Raw genomic sequence first — 16,126 nt, 5'->3', positions numbered from 1 at the left:
TAGAGGCGTGCCGCGGCGGCGGGACACGGCGGCGCACCGGACGCCCCGGGGAGGGGTGTCCGGTGCGCCGGTCCGGGGAGGTCGGCCCGTGTCAGCCGCGGCCGGTGCGCGCGTGCGCGGTGAGCCACTCCTCCATGATCTGTGCGGTCTGCGCCGAGTCCTCCCGGATCACCGACAGGTGGTCGGCGTCCACGGGCCGCTCGTGCGCTCCCGCGACGAGGGGGGCGCGCTCGGCCGAAGGCTGCTGTTCGATCGGCCGGTCATCGGCTCCGAACAGCTGCTTGGCGCACTTCACCAGGAGCACGGGGGCGCTGGTGTGCTGCACCTGGAGCCGGCTGAGGAGGACCATCCAGCGGCCCATGGCCGACAGCCGGGCGCTGCTGAGCCGGACGACGGGGCCCTCGTCCGCACGGGCCTGCGGGCCGGTGGCGCCGAAGTTGAGCCGCATCATGCCCTGGTAGTCGATGCCTTCGTCGTCCTTGTGCTGGAAGCTGTACGTGTCCAGCAGCACCACGGCGGCGGGCCGGATGCCCCAGGTGTGTTCCAGCAGTCCGGCCGCCGCGTAGGCGAAGGAGCCGCCGGAGGAGTGGCCGACGAGGGCGAACGGCTTGCCCTCGGCCGCCCGCAGGGCGCTCTCGGCGATCACCCGGGTGGCGACCTCCGGGGTGGCGGGCAGCCGTTCCCCGGTCTCGAACCCGACCAGGGGCAGCGCCGCCACCTCCCGCTTGCCGCGGAAGTGAGCGGCGAGCCGGGCGTACTGGTGGACGCCCGCGTTGGCGGTGGGCGCGCTGATGCAGATCAGCTTGGGGGCGGCCGGGCCCTCGGCGAGGGTGGACGCGTAGGGCAGGTCCTCCAGTTCGGCCGATGCCTCGAAGCTGGGGCGGAGCGCGGCCACGGCGACGAGCATGCGCTGGGCCTCGGCCGCCTTGCCGTCGGCGAGGGCGCTGGTGAACAGGTTCTCCAGGGAGCCGGGGTCTGCCTCGCCGGAGGGCAGGGCCAGGGTGGCGCCGGTGCCGTCCTCGGCCCTGGCCTGCTGGGCGAGTTCGCCGCGCAGCCAGCCCGCCAGGTCCGCGGGCGTCTTGTTGTCGAAGACGACTGTCGCGGACAGCCGCATTCCCGTGCAGGCGGCGAGCTTGTTGCGCAGTTCGACGGCGGTCAGCGAGTCGAAGCCCAGCTCGTAGAAGTCCCGGTCGGCCTCGACGGCGTCGGCGGAGGCGTGGCCGAGCACGGTCGCGGCTTCGGTCCGCACCAGATCGGTGAGGTACCGCAGGCGGTCCTTCTCGCCGAGCGCGAGGAGCCGGCGGGCGAGGTCGGCGGCGGCGTCCTTGCCGCCCGCGCTGTTGGCTGCGGTGCGCCGGGTGGTGCGCACCAGGCCGCGGAACAGCGGGGGGACCTCGCCCTGCGGGCGCATGCCGGCACCGGTCAGCCCGATCGGGATGACGAGCGGTTCGGCGGAGCCGAGGGCGGCCTCGAACAGGGCGAGGCCCTGGTCGATGGAGAGCGGGGGCATGCCGCCGGACTGCATGCGCCGCATGTCGGTGTCGCTGAGCTCGCTGGTCATGCCGTCGTCCTGGACCCAGGGGCCCCAGGCCAGCGAGGTGCCGGGCAGTCCGAGCGCGGCACGGTGGTCGGCGAGGGTGTCGAGGAAGGAGTTCGCGGCCGCGTAGTTGCCCTGGCCGGGGCTGCCCATGACGCCGGCGATGGACGAGAACGTCACGAAGGCGGCCAGGTCGAGCCCTTGGGTCAGCTCGTGCAGGTGCCAGGCCGCGTCGACCTTGGGGCGCAGGACGTCCGACAGCCGTGCGGGCGTCAGCGAGGTGATGACGCCGTCGTCGAGCACACCGGCCGTGTGGATCACGGCGGTGAGCGGGTGCGCAGCCGGGACGGCCGCGATCAGGGCGGCGGCGGCCTCCCGGTCGGCGGTGTCGCAGGCGGCGACGGTGACGTCTACGCCGAGGCTCTCCAGTTCGGCGGCCAGTTCGGCGGCGCCGGGTGCGGCGGGGCCGCGCCGGCTGGTGAGGAGCAGGTGCCGGACGCCGCGGGCGGCGAGCCTGCGGGCGAGGTGCCGGCCGAGCGCGCCGGTGCCACCGGTGACCAGGACGGTTCCCTCGGGGTTCCACACGGGCGGCATGGTGAGCACCGTGCCGTCCAGGGGCCCGCCCTCCGGGGTGCGGGCGCGCAGGGCCGCCCGGGCGTGCCGGATGTCGTACGAGGCGGCGGGGGCGGCGGGGGCGGCGGCGGCCTGTTCCCACGTCCGGCCGTGGGGGACGGGGGCGAGCCCGCTCTCCTCCAGGACGGCGACGGGTCCGGCGGGCACCGCCCGCAGGCTCGTCACCCGGTCGCCTACCCGCAGACCGTGCACGCCGGGGCCGGTGGCGCTGACGGTGCCGGCGATCCGGGCGGCGGGGCCGTCGGCGGTTTCGCCGGTGAGTCCGGCGGCCGCGACGGCGACGCGTACCTCGTCGTCGGCGAGCTGCCGTGCCGCGTCGGGGCAGGGCTCCAGCCGCAGGTCGCCGGCCGCGCCGCCGTCGGCCGGGGCCAGCCGCCATGCCTGTCCGGCGGGCGGCAGCAGGCTCGGGGCGGTGGCCAGCCGGGCGAGCCTGCCGACGCGCAGCACCCCGTCGCGTACGGCGAACTGGGCCTCGCCCGCGGCGAGCGGGCCGGCGAGCAGGGGGAGGGCGTCGGTGACGTCGGTGTCCCGTTCGGTGTCGAGGAGGACGAACCGGTCGGGGTGCTCGGAGTTCGCCGAGCGCACCAGGCCCCAGGCGGCGCCTCCCGTGAGGTCGGTGACGGTGTCGCCGTCGGTGGCGCGGACGGCCCGGCGGGTGACGAAGACGAGCCGGGAGGCGGCGAACCGCTCCCCGTCCAGCCACTCCCGCACCAGGGCCAGGACCTGTCCGGTCAGGGCGTGTACGGCCGCGGGCACGTCGCCGCCGGTGCACTCGGGCAGGCGTACGACGGCCAGGTCCGGGACGTTGGCGCCGGGCGCGGCGAGTTCGGCGAGGGTGGCGGTGCGGGAGCCGAGGCCGTACGGGTCGTCGGCGCCGAGGGCGCGGGCGTCCGGTGCTGCGGTGTCCGCGCCGTCCGTGTCGGCCGGGATCCACTCGATGTGGAACAGCGGTTCGCGGTCGGTGGCGCGGGCGGTGCCGGTGCCGGCTTCGGCGGCCGCGGACAGGGTGACCGACTCGGCGGACAGGACGGGGGCGCCCTCGGCGTCGTAGGCGCCGACGGCGACCGTGTCCTCACCGGAGCGGGTCAGGCGGACGCGCAGCACGGAGGCGCCGCCTGCGTGCAGGGTGAGTCCCTGCCAGGCCCGGGGCTGCGGCAGCCGGTCCTCGTCGCCGAGGCCGAGCAGGGCGGCGCCGTGCAGGGCCGCCGCGGACAGGGCGGGGTGCAGGCCGAACCAGCGGGCGTCGTCGGCGGTCTCGCCGGCCAGCCGTACCTCGGCGAACACCTCCTCGCCGTGCAGCCAGGCGGCGTGCAGGCCCTGGAAGACGGGTCCGGGTGCGCCGTCGCCGTAGAAGCCGTCGAGGTCGACGGCCGCGGCGCCCGCGGGCGGCCAGACCAGCGGGGCCTGCGGCGGGGTGAAGGGCTGGGCGGTCAGGGTGCCGGCGGCGTGCCGGGTCCAGGGTTCTTCGGGGGCCGCGTCGCCGGGGCGCGCGTAGCAGGCGACGGAACGGTCCCCGCTGTCCTCGTCGGGCGCGCCGACCCAGACCTGGATGACCGGTTCGGTGCCGCCGTCGAGCGGCAGCGGTGCGGTGACGGTGAACTCCTTGAGGTGTCCGCAGCCGACCTGGTCGCCCGCCTGGACGGCGAGCTCGAGGAAGGCGGTGGCCGGGAAGCGGGCGGCGCCGCCGGTGCGGTGGTCGAGCAGCCACGGGTGGACGCGGAGGGAGAGCCTGCTGGTGAACAGCGCGCCGTCGGATCCGGCGAGCGGGACGGCGGCGCCGAGCAGCGGGTGTGCGGCGGGGACGAGGCCCGCCGAGGTGACGTCCCCGGACAGGGGTGCGGGGCGCGGCCAGTACCGGTCGTGCCGGAAGGCGTACGTGGGCAGGGCGGTGGTGTGGGCGCCGGTGCCGTCGAAGATCCGCGGCCAGTCGACTGCCACGCCGCTGACGTACAGCCGGGCCAGGGCGGTGACCAGGGCGCTCTCCTCGGGCTGGTCGGCGCGCAGGCTGGACACGCAGACGCAGTGGCCGGTGTCCTCGTCGAGGCTCTGGGGGGCCAGGGCGGCGAGGGTGCCGTCGGGGCCGACCTCCAGGAAGGCGGAGGCTCCGGCGTCGCGCAGGGCGCGCACGGCGTCGGCGAAGCGGACCGTTTCGCGCACGTGCCGGACCCAGTAGGCGGGGTCGCGGAGCTGCTCGGCTCCGGCCTGGGCGCCGGTGAGGGTGGAGACGAGCGGGACGGCCGGCTCGGCGAAGGCCAGGCCGGTGACGACGGCCCGGAACTCGTCCAGCATCGGGTCCATCAGCGGGGAGTGGAAGGCGTGCGAGACCCGCAGCCGCTTGGTCCTGCGGCCCATGCGCTCGATGTGGTCCCGTACGGCCTCCACCGCGTCCGCGGCGCCGGAGACGACGACCGAGGACGGTGCGTTGACGGCGGCGACGGCCACCCGCGCGGTGAGCAGCGGGCGGACTTCGTCCTCGGTGGCCTGGAGGGCGGCCATCGTGCCGCCTTCGGGCAGGGCCTGCATCAGCCGGCCCCGGGCGGCGACCAGGGTGCACGCGTCGGCGAGACTGAGCACCCCGGCCACGTGGGCGGCGGCGATCTCGCCGACGGAGTGGCCGGCGACGAAGTCGGGGCGTACGCCGAGGGAGGTGAGCAGCCGGAACAGGGCCACCTCCACGGCGAACAGCCCGGTCTGGGCGTATTCCGTCCGGTCGGCCGCTTCGGCGTCGTCTCCCCAGACGACCTCGCGGACCGGCCGTTCCAGGCGGGGGTCTAGCTCCTCGCACACGGCGTCGAAGGCGTCGGCGAACACCGGGAAGCGGTCGTACAGTTCGCGGCCCATGCCGAGGCGCTGCGCGCCCTGCCCGGAGAAGAGGAAGGCGGTGGTGTGGGCGGCGGCCTCGCCCCGCGCGGCCTCCGTGCCGTCGACGAGGACGGCACGGTGCGCGAAGGTGCTGCGGGTGGTGGCGAGGGAGTGGCCGATGTCGAGCGGGTCACGGCCCTCGGCGTGTGCCGTGAGGCGGGCGAGCTGCTCGTCCAGGGCGGCGGGGGTCGCGCCGGACACCGGCCACGGCACGGCGGAGGGCCGCACGAGCGGTGCCGCGGGCGGTGCGTCCGCCTCGGTACCGGCGGGCGGGGTCGCGCCGGACGGGGCCTGCTCGATGATCGTGTGGGCGTTGGTGCCGCTGATGCCGAAGGAGGACACGCCGGCCCGCCGGGGGCGGTCCGTCCGGGGCCACGGCCGGGCCTCGGTGAGCAGGTCGATGGCGCCGGCGGTCCAGTCGACGTGGGTCGAGGGCTCGTCGATGTGGAGGGACTTGGGCAGGAGGCCGTGCCGCAGCGCGAGGACGGTCTTGATCACGCCGGCCACGCCGGCGGCGGCCTGGGTGTGCCCGATGTTGGATTTCAGCGAGCCGAGCAGCAGCGGCCGCTCGGGGTCGCGGCCCTGGCCGTAGGTGGCCAGGAGGGCCTGCGCCTCGATGGGGTCGCCGAGGGCGGTGCCGGTGCCGTGGCCCTCGACGGCGTCCACGTCGGCCGGGGTCAGTCCGGCCGCGGCGAGGGCCTGGCGGATGACGCGCTGCTGGGAGGGGCCGTTGGGGGCGGTGATGCCGTTGGAGGCGCCGTCCTGGTTGACGGCGGAGCCGCGTACGAGCGCCAGGACCTCGTGTCCGTTGGCCCGGGCGTCGGAGAGGCGTTCCAGGACGAGCATGCCGACGCCCTCGGACCAGTTGGTGCCGTCGGCGGCGTCCGAGTACGCCTTGCAGCGGCCGTCGGCGGCGATGCCGCCCTGGACGGTCATGCCCGTGAAGCCGACGGGGGTCGCCATGACGGTGACGCCGCCGGCGAGGGCCAGCGAGCATTCGCCGGCCCTCAGCGCCTGGCCGGCCGAGTGCAGGGCCACCAGGGAGGAGGAGCAGGCGGTGTCGACGGTGACGGCGGGGCCTTCGAGGCCGAGGACGTAGGAGACGCGCCCGGACAGCACGCTGGAGGCGAGGCCGGTGCCGGCGTGGGCGCCGATGTCCTCGCGGGAGTTCATCATCAGCGTCGCGTAGTCGAGGCCGCTGGTGCCGACGAACACGCCGGTGCGGCTGCCGTGCAGGGTGTCGGGTGCGATGCCGGCCCGCTCGACGGCCTCCCAGGAGGTTTCCAGCAGCAGGCGCTGCTGGGGGTCCATCGCCATCGCCTCACGGGGCGAGATCCCGAAGAAGCCGGCGTCGAAGTCGGCTACGCCGGGGACGAATCCGGCTTCCAGGGTGGCGCTGCGGCCCCGTCCGTCGCGGTCGCCGGAGCGGAGGGCCGCCAGGTCCCAGCCGCGGTCGGTGGGGAAGGGTTCGATGCCGTCTCCGCCGGTGGAGACCAGCTGCCACAGGTCCTCGGGGGTGCGGACCCCGCCGGGCAGGCGGCAGGCCATGCCGATGATGGCGATCGGGTCGTCGTCGGCGGCGGTGCGGGGCGCGGCGGCGTCCGTGCCGTCCGGTTTCTGCTCGTCGAGCAGTTCACCGAGGAGGTGCCGGGCGAGGGCGGTGGCGGTCGGGTAGTCGTAGACGGCCGTGGCGGACAGCTTGACGCCGGTGGCGAGGCCGAGGCGGGCGGAGAGGTCGACGGCGGTGAGCGAGTCGAACCCGAGGTCGCGGAACTTGCGGTCGGCGGCGACGGCCGCCTTGCCGGTGTGGCCGAGGACCGCCGCCACGTGGGTGCGGACCAGGTCGGTGACGAGGGTCGGGCGGTCGGCGGAGGGCAGGGCCCGCAGGCGCAGGGTGAGTTCGTGTGCCTGCGAGCTGATGTCCTCGCGGGCCGTCTCGGCGGCGGCGAGGGCCTGTCGGGCGGCCGGGAGTCCGGCCAGCAGCGGGTTGCCGCGCAGTCCCACGAGGGTGTCGAGGATCTGCGGCTGGCGCAGGTCGAGCATGATCAGGGTCGGGGCCGGCCGGGTGACGGCCTGCCGCAGGGCGGCGAGTGCCAGCTCGGGGTGCACGGCGGGAGCCGCCGTCCGGCGGGCACCCGGCGCGCCGGCCTCGGCGGAGGCCGGGCCGCGGTCGGCCGTGCCGGGCTCCACGGGTTCACCGGCGGCCGGTTCGCCGTCCATCCAGGCGCCCCAGGCCAGGGAGGTGGCGGGCAGGCCGCGCGCGTGGCGCTGCTGGGCGAGCGCGTCGAGGACGGCGTTCGCGGCGGCGGCGGCCGCCCGGCCGGGGGTGCCGACGGCACCGGCCACGGAGGAGAAGAGCACGAACGCCGACAGGTCGAGGCCCTGCGTCAGTTCGTCCAGGTGGAGTGCCGTCAGCGCCTTGGCGCGGTGTACGGCGGTCAGCCGCTGCGGGGTCAGGTCGTCCAGCACCCCGTCGTCGACGGTGCCGGCCGCGTGGACCACGGCCGTGAGCGGGTGCTCGGCGGGGACGGCCGCGAGTACGGCGGCCAGGGCATCCCGGTCGGCGGTGTCACAGGCCACGACGGTGGCTTCGGCGCCCAGGGCGCGCAGTTCGGCGACGAGTTCGGCGCTGCCGGGAGCGGCGGGGCCGCGCCGGCCGACGAGCAGCAGGTGGCGTACGCCCGCGGCCGCGAGCCAGCGGGCGGTACGGCTGCCCCGGCCGCCGGTGCCGCCGGTGACCAGCACGGTGCCGTCGGCGTGTGCGGCGGCGGGCTGCCAGCCCGCGTCCGGCGAGCCGGCGGGCGCGGGCACCAGCCGTCGTACGTACACGGCGGAGTCGCGCACCGCGATCTGGTCCTCGCCGTCCAGGCCGGCCAGGACGGCGCTGAGCCGCCGGGCGGCCCGCGCGCCGAGCGTTTCGGGCAGGTCGATGAGCCCGCCCCAGCGCTGCGGGTGTTCCAGGGCGGCGACCCGGCCGAGTCCCCAGATGCCGGCCTGGGCCGGGGACGGCAGGTCCTCGGTCCGGGCGACGGCGACCGCGCCGCGGGTCGCGCACCACAGGGGAGCGGTGATCCCGGCGTCGGCCAGGGCCTGGAAGAGCACGGCCGTCGCTGCGGCGGCCTCGGCCGGAGCCGGGGCGGGCAGCGCGAGCACGCCCGCGAATCCCGCCGCGGGGTGAGTGAGTCGTCGCAGCGTGGCGGCCAGCGAGGTCCGGTCCGTTCCCGCTTCCACGGTGAGGTGCAGGGCGTCGGGGCCGGCCGCTTCCCGTACGGCGGCGGTCCAGCCGTCGTCCGCGCCCTCGGCGGGCGTGACCACGAGCCAGGTCCCGGCGGGCCTGCCCTCCGCCACGGCGCCCAGCGGCTGCCACGTCTCGTGGAACCGCAGGGCGTCGAGCAGCGCCTGGTCGCGGCGGTGCCTGCGCCAGTCCGACAGGGCGGGCAGCACGGCGCCGAGCGCGTCGCCGTCCACGCGGAGGTCGGTGGCCAGGGCGGCCAGGTCCCCGCTCTCGACGGCCGTCCAGAACTCCGCGTCGGCGGAATCGGCGCGGGTGGTGTCGGCGGTCGGGACGGCGGAGCCGGTCTGCGGCCAGTGGCGGGTGCGCTGGAAGGCGTAGGTGGGCAGGTCGACGGTCCGGGCGGCGGTGCCCTCGAAGAGCCGCGTCCAGTCGACGCGTACACCGTTGACGTGCAGCCGGGCGAGCGCCTCGACCAGCACCCGCTCCTCCGGCCTCCCGGCCCGCAGCGCGGGCACGGCGACGCAGACGTCGTCCTGGGCTCCGAGGGCGGTCCGGGTGGCTGCGGTGAGGATGCCGTCGGGGCCGAGTTCCAGGAACGCGGAGACTCCGGCCTCGCGCAGCGCGCCGATCCCGTCGGCGAACCGTACGGTCTCGCGGACGTGCCGCACCCAGTAGTCGGGGGTGGTGACGAGGCCCGGGCCGGCCACCGCACCCGTCAGGTTCGACACGAGTGCCAGCTGCGGCTCGGCGTAGGCGATCCGGGCCGCCACGGCCCGGAACCCGTCCAGCATGGGGTCCATCAGCGGGGAGTGGAAGGCGTGCGACACCCGCAGCCGGGTGGCCTTGCGGCCCGCGGCCTCGAAGTGCGCGCCGATCCGCGCGACCGCGTCGGCGGCGCCGGAGACGACCACCGAGGACGGCCCGTTGACGGCCGCGATCGACACCGTCTCCGGCAGCGTGTCCGTGTCGAGCAGCGCCCGCAGCTCCTCCTCGGTAGCCTGCACGGCCGTCATGGCTCCGCCCTCGGGGAGGGCCTGCATCAGCCGGCCGCGCGCCGCTACGAGCGCGCAGGCGTCGGCGAGGCCGAAGACCCCTGCGACGTGAGCGGCGGCGATCTCGCCGACAGAGTGGCCGGCGACGAACCCGGGTTCCACACCCAGCGATTCGACCAGCCGGTACAGCGCCACCTCGGTGGCGAACAAGCCCGCCTGCGCATACGCGGTGCCGTTCAGCGTGTCCTCGTCCTCACCCCACACGACCGTGCGGACGGGACGGTCGAGGTGCTCGTCGAGGGCCGCGCTCACGGCATCGAAGGCCTCGGCGAACACCGGGAAGCGGGCGTACAGCTCGCGGCCCATGCCGAGCCGCTGGGAGCCCTGTCCGGAGAAGAGCACGGCCGTGATCCGGCTCTCCGCGGCTGCCGCACGGGCGATCTCGGCTCCGTCCACGAGGACGGCCCGGTGCTCGAACACGCCGCGTCCCGCCGCCAGCGAGTACGCGACGTCCAGGGCGGGCAGGGCGCCGGCGTGGGCGGTCAGCCGGTCGATCTGCGCGTCGAGGGCGGTCTCGGACGTGCCGGACACCACCCAGGGCGCGACCGCGGGCAGAGCGGAGGGGTCCGCGTCGGGCGCGTCGGCCGGCGGCGCCTGCTCGATGATCGTGTGGGCGTTGGTGCCGCTGATGCCGAACGCCGACACGGCGGCGCGGCGCGGCCTGTCGACGGACGGCCACGGCGTGGTCTCCGAGAGCAGCCGCACGTCTCCGGCGGACCAGTCGACGTGGGTGGAGGGTGCGTCCACGTGCAGGGTCCGCGGGGCGGTCGAGTGGCGCATGGCCATGACCATCTTGATCACACCGGCCACACCGGCCGCGGCCTGGGTGTGCCCAATGTTCGACTTGAGCGAGCCGAGGAGGAGCGGACGGCCGCCCTCGCCGCGCTCCCGGCCGTAGGTGGCCAGCAGCGCCTGCGCCTCGATGGGGTCGCCGAGGGTCGTACCGGTGCCGTGCCCCTCGACCACGTCGACGTCGGCGGGCGTCAGGCCCGCGTTGGCGAGGGCCTGCCGGATGACCCGCTGCTGGGCCGGCCCGTTGGGGGCGGTGAGGCCGTTCGAGGCGCCGTCCTGGTTGACGGCGGAGCCGCGTACCAGCGCCAGCACCTGGTGCCCGTTGCGGCGGGCGTCCGAGAGCCGTTCCAGGACGAGGACGCCCACGCCCTCGGACCAGCCGGTGCCGTCGGCGGCGTCCGCGTACGCCTTGCAGCGCCCGTCGGTGGCGAGGCCGCCCTGCCGGGTGAAGCCGGGGAATCCCAGCGAGGAGGACATCACGGTGACGCCGCCGGCGAGGGCGAGGGAGGACTCGCCGGTGCGCAGGGACTGGGCGGCCAGGTGGATGGCCACGAGGGAGGAGGAGCAGGCGGTGTCCACGGTGACGGCCGGGCCCTCGAGGCCGAGGGTGTAGGAGACGCGGCCGGAGACGACGCTGGCCGCGAGGCCGGTGCCGGCGTGGCCCTCGATGTCCTCGGTGGAGTTCATCACGAGGGTGAGGTAGTCCTGGCCGCCGGTGCCGACGAACACGCCGGTCGCGCTGCCGCGCAGGGTGTTCGGGTCGATGGCGGCGCGCTCGACGGCCTCCCAGGAGGTTTCCAGCAGGAGCCGCTGCTGGGGGTCCATGGCGAGGGCCTCGCGCGGCGAGATCCCGAAGAATCCGGCGTCGAACTCGGCGACCCCGTGGAGGAATCCGCCCTTGGCGGTGGCACTGCGGCCCCGGCCGTCCGGGCCGCTGCCGGCGCCGAGGAGGGTGTCCAGGTCCCAGCCGCGGTCGGTGGGGAAGTCGGCGATCCCTTCCCGGCCTTCGAGGACGAGGTCCCACAGGTCCTCGGGCGAGTCGATGCCGCCGGGCAGGCGGCAGGCCATGCCGACGATCGCGATCGGGTCGTCGGCCGCTCCGGTGGCCACGGCGGCCGGCAGGCGTACGTCGCCGTTCTCGTCGAGGAGTTCGGCGAGGAGGTGGGTGGCGAGCGCGGTGGGGGTGGGGTAGTCGAAGACGAGGGTGGCGGGCAGCCGCAGGCCGGTGGCCTCGGTGAGGCGGTTGCGGAGCTCAAGGGCGGTGAGGGAGTCGAGTCCCAGGTCGTGGAAGTCCCGGTCCGCGCCGATGGTCTGTGCGGAGGCGTGCCCGAGGACGGCTGCCGCTTCCGTGCGCACCATCTCGACGACGGTGCGGGTGCGTTCGGCCTCGCGCAGCTCCCACAGCCGGGCGGCGAGCGCGACGGCCGTCGCGGCTCCGCCCGCGGTGGTGGCGGCCATCCGCCGCCCGCCGCGGACCAGCCCCCGGAACATGGTGGGCACGTCGCCGCGCAGCCGTGCCCCGGTTCCGGTGGCGAGCCGGCCGAGGGGGACGAGGTAGGGCAGGTCGGTGGCCATCGCCGCGTCCAGGAGCGCCAGCCCCTGCTCCACGGAGAGCGGCGGAACACCGGAAGCCGCGATCCGCTGCCGGTCCGCCTCGGACAGTGTCGCCGTCATACCGCCCGACGGCGCCCACGCACCCCACGCCAGGGACTGCCCCGCCAGGCCCAGACCACGACGATACGCCGCCAGGGCGTCCAGGAAGACGTTCGCCGCCGCGTAATTGCCCTGACCCGCCGAACCCATCACACCCGAGACCGACGAGAACAACACAAACGCCGACAGGTCAAGGCCCTGCGTCAGCTCGTGCAGATGCCAGGCCGCATCCACCTTCGGACGCAACACCCCCGACAACCGCTCAGCCGTCAGCGACGTCACCACACCGTCATCCAGCACACCGGCGGCGTGAACCACCGCCGACAACCCCACCCCGGCCAACACCTCCGCCAGCGCATCCCGGTCCGCCACATCACACGCCACCACCGACACATCCGCACCGGAAGCAACCAGCTCATCCCGCAACTCCACCGCACCCGGAGCATCCAGCCCCCGACGCGACACCAACAGCAAACTCCGCACCCCGTGCACCGACACCAGATGCCGGGCCACCTCACGACCCAGACCACCCGTACCACCCGTCACCAGCACAGTCCCGTCCCCCAACGGCGACCCCACCACACCGGCATCCCGGCCCAGTCGCGCGAGGCGGCCCACATGGGCCACACCGCCCCGGACGAGAACCTGCGACTCCCCCGCCGCAAGCACCTGCGCGAGGGACAGCTCGGAATCGTCGTCGACGTCCACGAGGAGGAAGCGGCCCGGGTTCTCGGACTCCGCCGCCCGCACCAGGCCCCACACCGCGGCGCCCGCCAGGTCGGCCCCCGACACCGCACCCCGCGTCACGAACGCCAGACGCGAACCGTCGGGCCCCGCCAGCAACTCCTGCACCGCGGCGAGGGCCCGGGCGCACGCCGCGTGGACCGCCTCGGGCGAGACACCGCTCTCGACGGAGAAGACCGTGAGCGCCGCGTCGTCGACAGCAGAGCCTCCCGAGAGGTCCGCCGGGGTCCACTCCAGGCGCAGCAGCCCGTCGCGCCCCGGCACCGTCTCCACGGGCATCGCGAGAGCTCCGAGACGGAGCTCCGCCACCGACAGCACCGGTGCGCCCTCGGCGTCCACCAGCACGAGCGAGACGCAGTCCTCAGCCGTACGCCCGATCCGCGCCCGCACGGCCGACGCGCCCGCCGCGTGCAGCGACACCCCGCGCCAGGCCACCGGCACCAGCTCCCGGTCCTCCGCGGCCGCCCGCACCACCTCGGCCAGCAACGCCGGGTGCAGACCAAAACGGTCCGCCTCCCGCGCCACCTCGCCCGACAGCACGAACTCCGCCTCGGCTCCGTGGGCGTCCGTCACCACGGCAGGTGAACCGGTGACCAGCACGCCTGCGGCGTGCTCGGTCCACTCGGCATCGGAGTCCTGCTCGCGCCGTGAGTGCAGCGTGACGGGCCGGCCTCCGTTCTCGTCCGGTGCGCCCACCCACACCTGGACGGCAACGGCGCCGTCCATGGCGAGCACGAGCGGCTCGGTGTGCGTCAGCTCCTGGACGCGGCCACAGCCGACCTGGTCGGCGGCCCGGAGGGCAAGTTCCAGCAGGCCCGTCGCCGGGAAGACCACCTGGCCGTCCACCACGTGTTCCGCCAGCCAGGGCTGGGAGGCACAGGACAGGCGCCCCGTGAGCACCGTCCCGTCCGAGCCGGCCAGGAAGACGGCAGCGCCCAGCAGCGGGTGCTCGGCGGGTCGGAGTCCGGCGCCGGCGACATCGCCCACGGGCAGCGCGGGCCTCGGCCAGTAGCGCTCGTGCTGGAAGGCGTACGTCGGCAGGTCGACGCCACGCGCGCCCGTGCCGTCGTACAGACGTGCCCAGTCGACCGCCACGCCCGCGCAGTACAGCCGTGCCAGCCCGTCGACGAGCGCCCGCTCCTCACCCCGCCCCTTGCGCAGCACCGGGACGGCGACCTCGGCCTCCACACTCAACTGGGCCAGCGCACACAGACTCCCGTCCGGACCCAACTCAAGAAAAGCGTCGACGCCCTGCTCCACCAGCGAACGCACCACGTCGGCAAACCGCACCGTCTCCCGCACATGCCGCACCCAGTACTCCGGATCACACACCAGGTCGGCATCCGTCGCCATCGCAATCTCCGGAGCGGAGAACGACAGCCCGGACACCACCGCACGGAACTCGTCCAGCATCGGATCCATCAACGGCGAGTGGAACGCATGCGACACCCGCAGCCGCGTCGTCTTGCGGCCCAGGGCCTCGAAGTGGGTCCGAACGGCCTCAACCGCGACCTCGGCACCCGAAACCACCACAGCCGACGGGCCGTTGACGGCGGCAACCGACACAAACTCACCCAGCAGCGGAGCGACTTCCTCCTCCGTCGCCTGGACCGCCACCATCGCACCGCCCCCGGGCAGCGCCTGCATCAGCCGACCACGCGCCGACACCAGCACACACGCATCCGCCAGCGACAACACCCCGGCCACATGCGCAGCCGCCACCTCACCCACCGAATGCCCGGCCACAAAACCCGGCCGCACACCCAACGACTCCACCAACCGGAACAACGCCACCTCGACCGCGAACAACGCCGCCTGCGCACACGTCGTCCCGTTCAGCGCCGCCTCGTCACCACCCCACACCACATCCCGAACCGGAACATCCAACTCCGCACACACCGCGTCAAACGCCGCCGCAAACACCGGAAAACGGGCATACAACTCCCGCCCCATCCCCAACCGCTGCGACCCCTGACCCGAGAACAGGAAAGCCACGGACCGGTCCCCGGCCACCCCCCGCGCAACCTCGACCCCGTCCACCAGCACCGCCCGGTGCGTCAGGCTCGCACGTCGCGCGGCCAGGGAGTAGCCGACGTCCGTCGCGGACTTTCCGGGCGCGGCGCCCAGGCGGACGAGCTGCGCGTCCAGCGCGGCCGGGGACTTGGCCGACACCACCCACGGAGCGACGGCCGGTGTCACGGCCGGCTCGGCGGGCTCCGTCGACCCCGTCGGCTCGCTTTCGGCTGTCGGACTCTGCTCGATGATCGTGTGGGCGTTGGTGCCGCTGATGCCGAAGGCCGACACGGCGGCCCGGCGCGGGCGGCCCGTGGCCGGCCAGTCCGTCTGTTCGGTCAGCAGGGAGACCTCACCGGCCGACCAGTCCACGTGCGTGGTCGGCTTGTCCACGTGCAGGGTGCGCGGCAGCACGCCCTCCCGCATCGCCATGACCATCTTGATCACACCCGCCACACCCGCCGCGGCCTGCGTATGACCGATGTTCGACTTGAGCGAGCCGAGCAGGAGCGGCCGGCCCTCGGCACGGTTCTCGCCGTAGGTGGCCAGGAGCGCCTGGGCCTCGATCGGGTCACCCAGCGGCGTACCCGTCCCGTGCCCCTCCACCACATCCACGTCCGCCGGCGACAGACCCGCCGACGCAAGCGCCTGACGGATCACCCGCTGCTGCGACGGCCCGTTCGGCGCGGTCAGGCCGTTCGACGCACCGTCCTGGTTCACGGCCGAGCCACGGACCACGGCCAGCACCTCGTGCCCGTTGCGCCGGGCGTCCGAAAGCCGCTCCAGAACCAGTACGCCCACCCCCTCGGACCAGCCGGTGCCGTCGGCGGCATCCGCGAACGCCTTGCACCGCCCGTCCCCCGCCAGCCCGCCCTGCCGGCTGAAGCCGGAGAAGCTCATCGGCGTGGACAGGACGGTCACGCCGCCGGCCAGGGCCATGGTGCACTCCCCCGAGCGCAGGGCGTGCGCGGCGACGTGGAGTGCGACGAGCGAGGACGAGCAGGCGGTGTCGAGGGTCACCGCCGGGCCTTCCAGCCCGAAGGCGTACGAGATGCGGCCGGAGAGGACGCTGGCCGTCAGGCCAGTCGTCGCATGGCCCTCCACGTCCTCCAGGGAGTTCATGACCACGCCCACGTAGTCCACGCCCGCCGTGCCGACGAAGACGCCGGTGCGGCTGCCGCGCAGGGTCGCCGGGTCGATCCCGGCCCGTTCGAACGCCTCCCAGGAGGTCTCCAGCAGCAGTCGCTGCTGGGGGTCCATCGCCATCGCCTCACGCGGGGAGATCCCGAAGAAGTCCGCGTCGAAGGCCGCTGCGTCGACGAAGCCGCCCTCCACCGAGGCGCTGCTGCCGTTCCCGTCGCCGGACAGGGCCTCCAGGTTCCAGCCCCGGTCGGTGGGGAAGGGAGAGATGCCGTCGCGGCCCTCCGTCACCAGTCGCCACAGGTCCTCGGGCGAGCGCACACCGCCGGGGAGGCGGCACGACATACCCACGATCGCGATCGGCTCCTGCTTCTCCGACTCGACTTCCAGCAGTCGTTGGCGCGTCTGGTGCAGATCAGCGGTGACCCACTTGAGGTAGTCAACGAGCTTGCTGTCGTTCGACAT

The 16,126-nt window shown here is 74.9% G+C and carries 1 protein-coding gene; it reads right to left on the bottom strand.

The genetic code is table 11. From position 1 onward, the window contains the following. Nucleotides 1–91 precede the first annotated feature (91 nt). Nucleotides 92–16,126: a type I polyketide synthase gene (locus C0216_RS12685; protein WP_114055377.1), complete on the bottom strand. Its 16,035-nt coding sequence runs from the start codon at nt 16,124–16,126 to the stop codon at nt 92–94.

This window comes from Streptomyces globosus, assembly GCF_003325375.1.
Lineage (GTDB): Bacteria > Actinomycetota > Actinomycetes > Streptomycetales > Streptomycetaceae > Streptomyces > Streptomyces globosus_A.
Note: the sequence above shows the minus strand (reverse complement) of the source record. Positions and strands in the feature narration are given on the sequence as shown.

Bases quoted from the DNA above. Each gene is read 5' to 3' on its own strand.
- C0216_RS12685 (WP_114055377.1), bottom strand. From the start codon at position 16,126: ATGTCGAACGACAGCAAGCTCGTTGACTACCTCAAGTGGGTCACCGCT.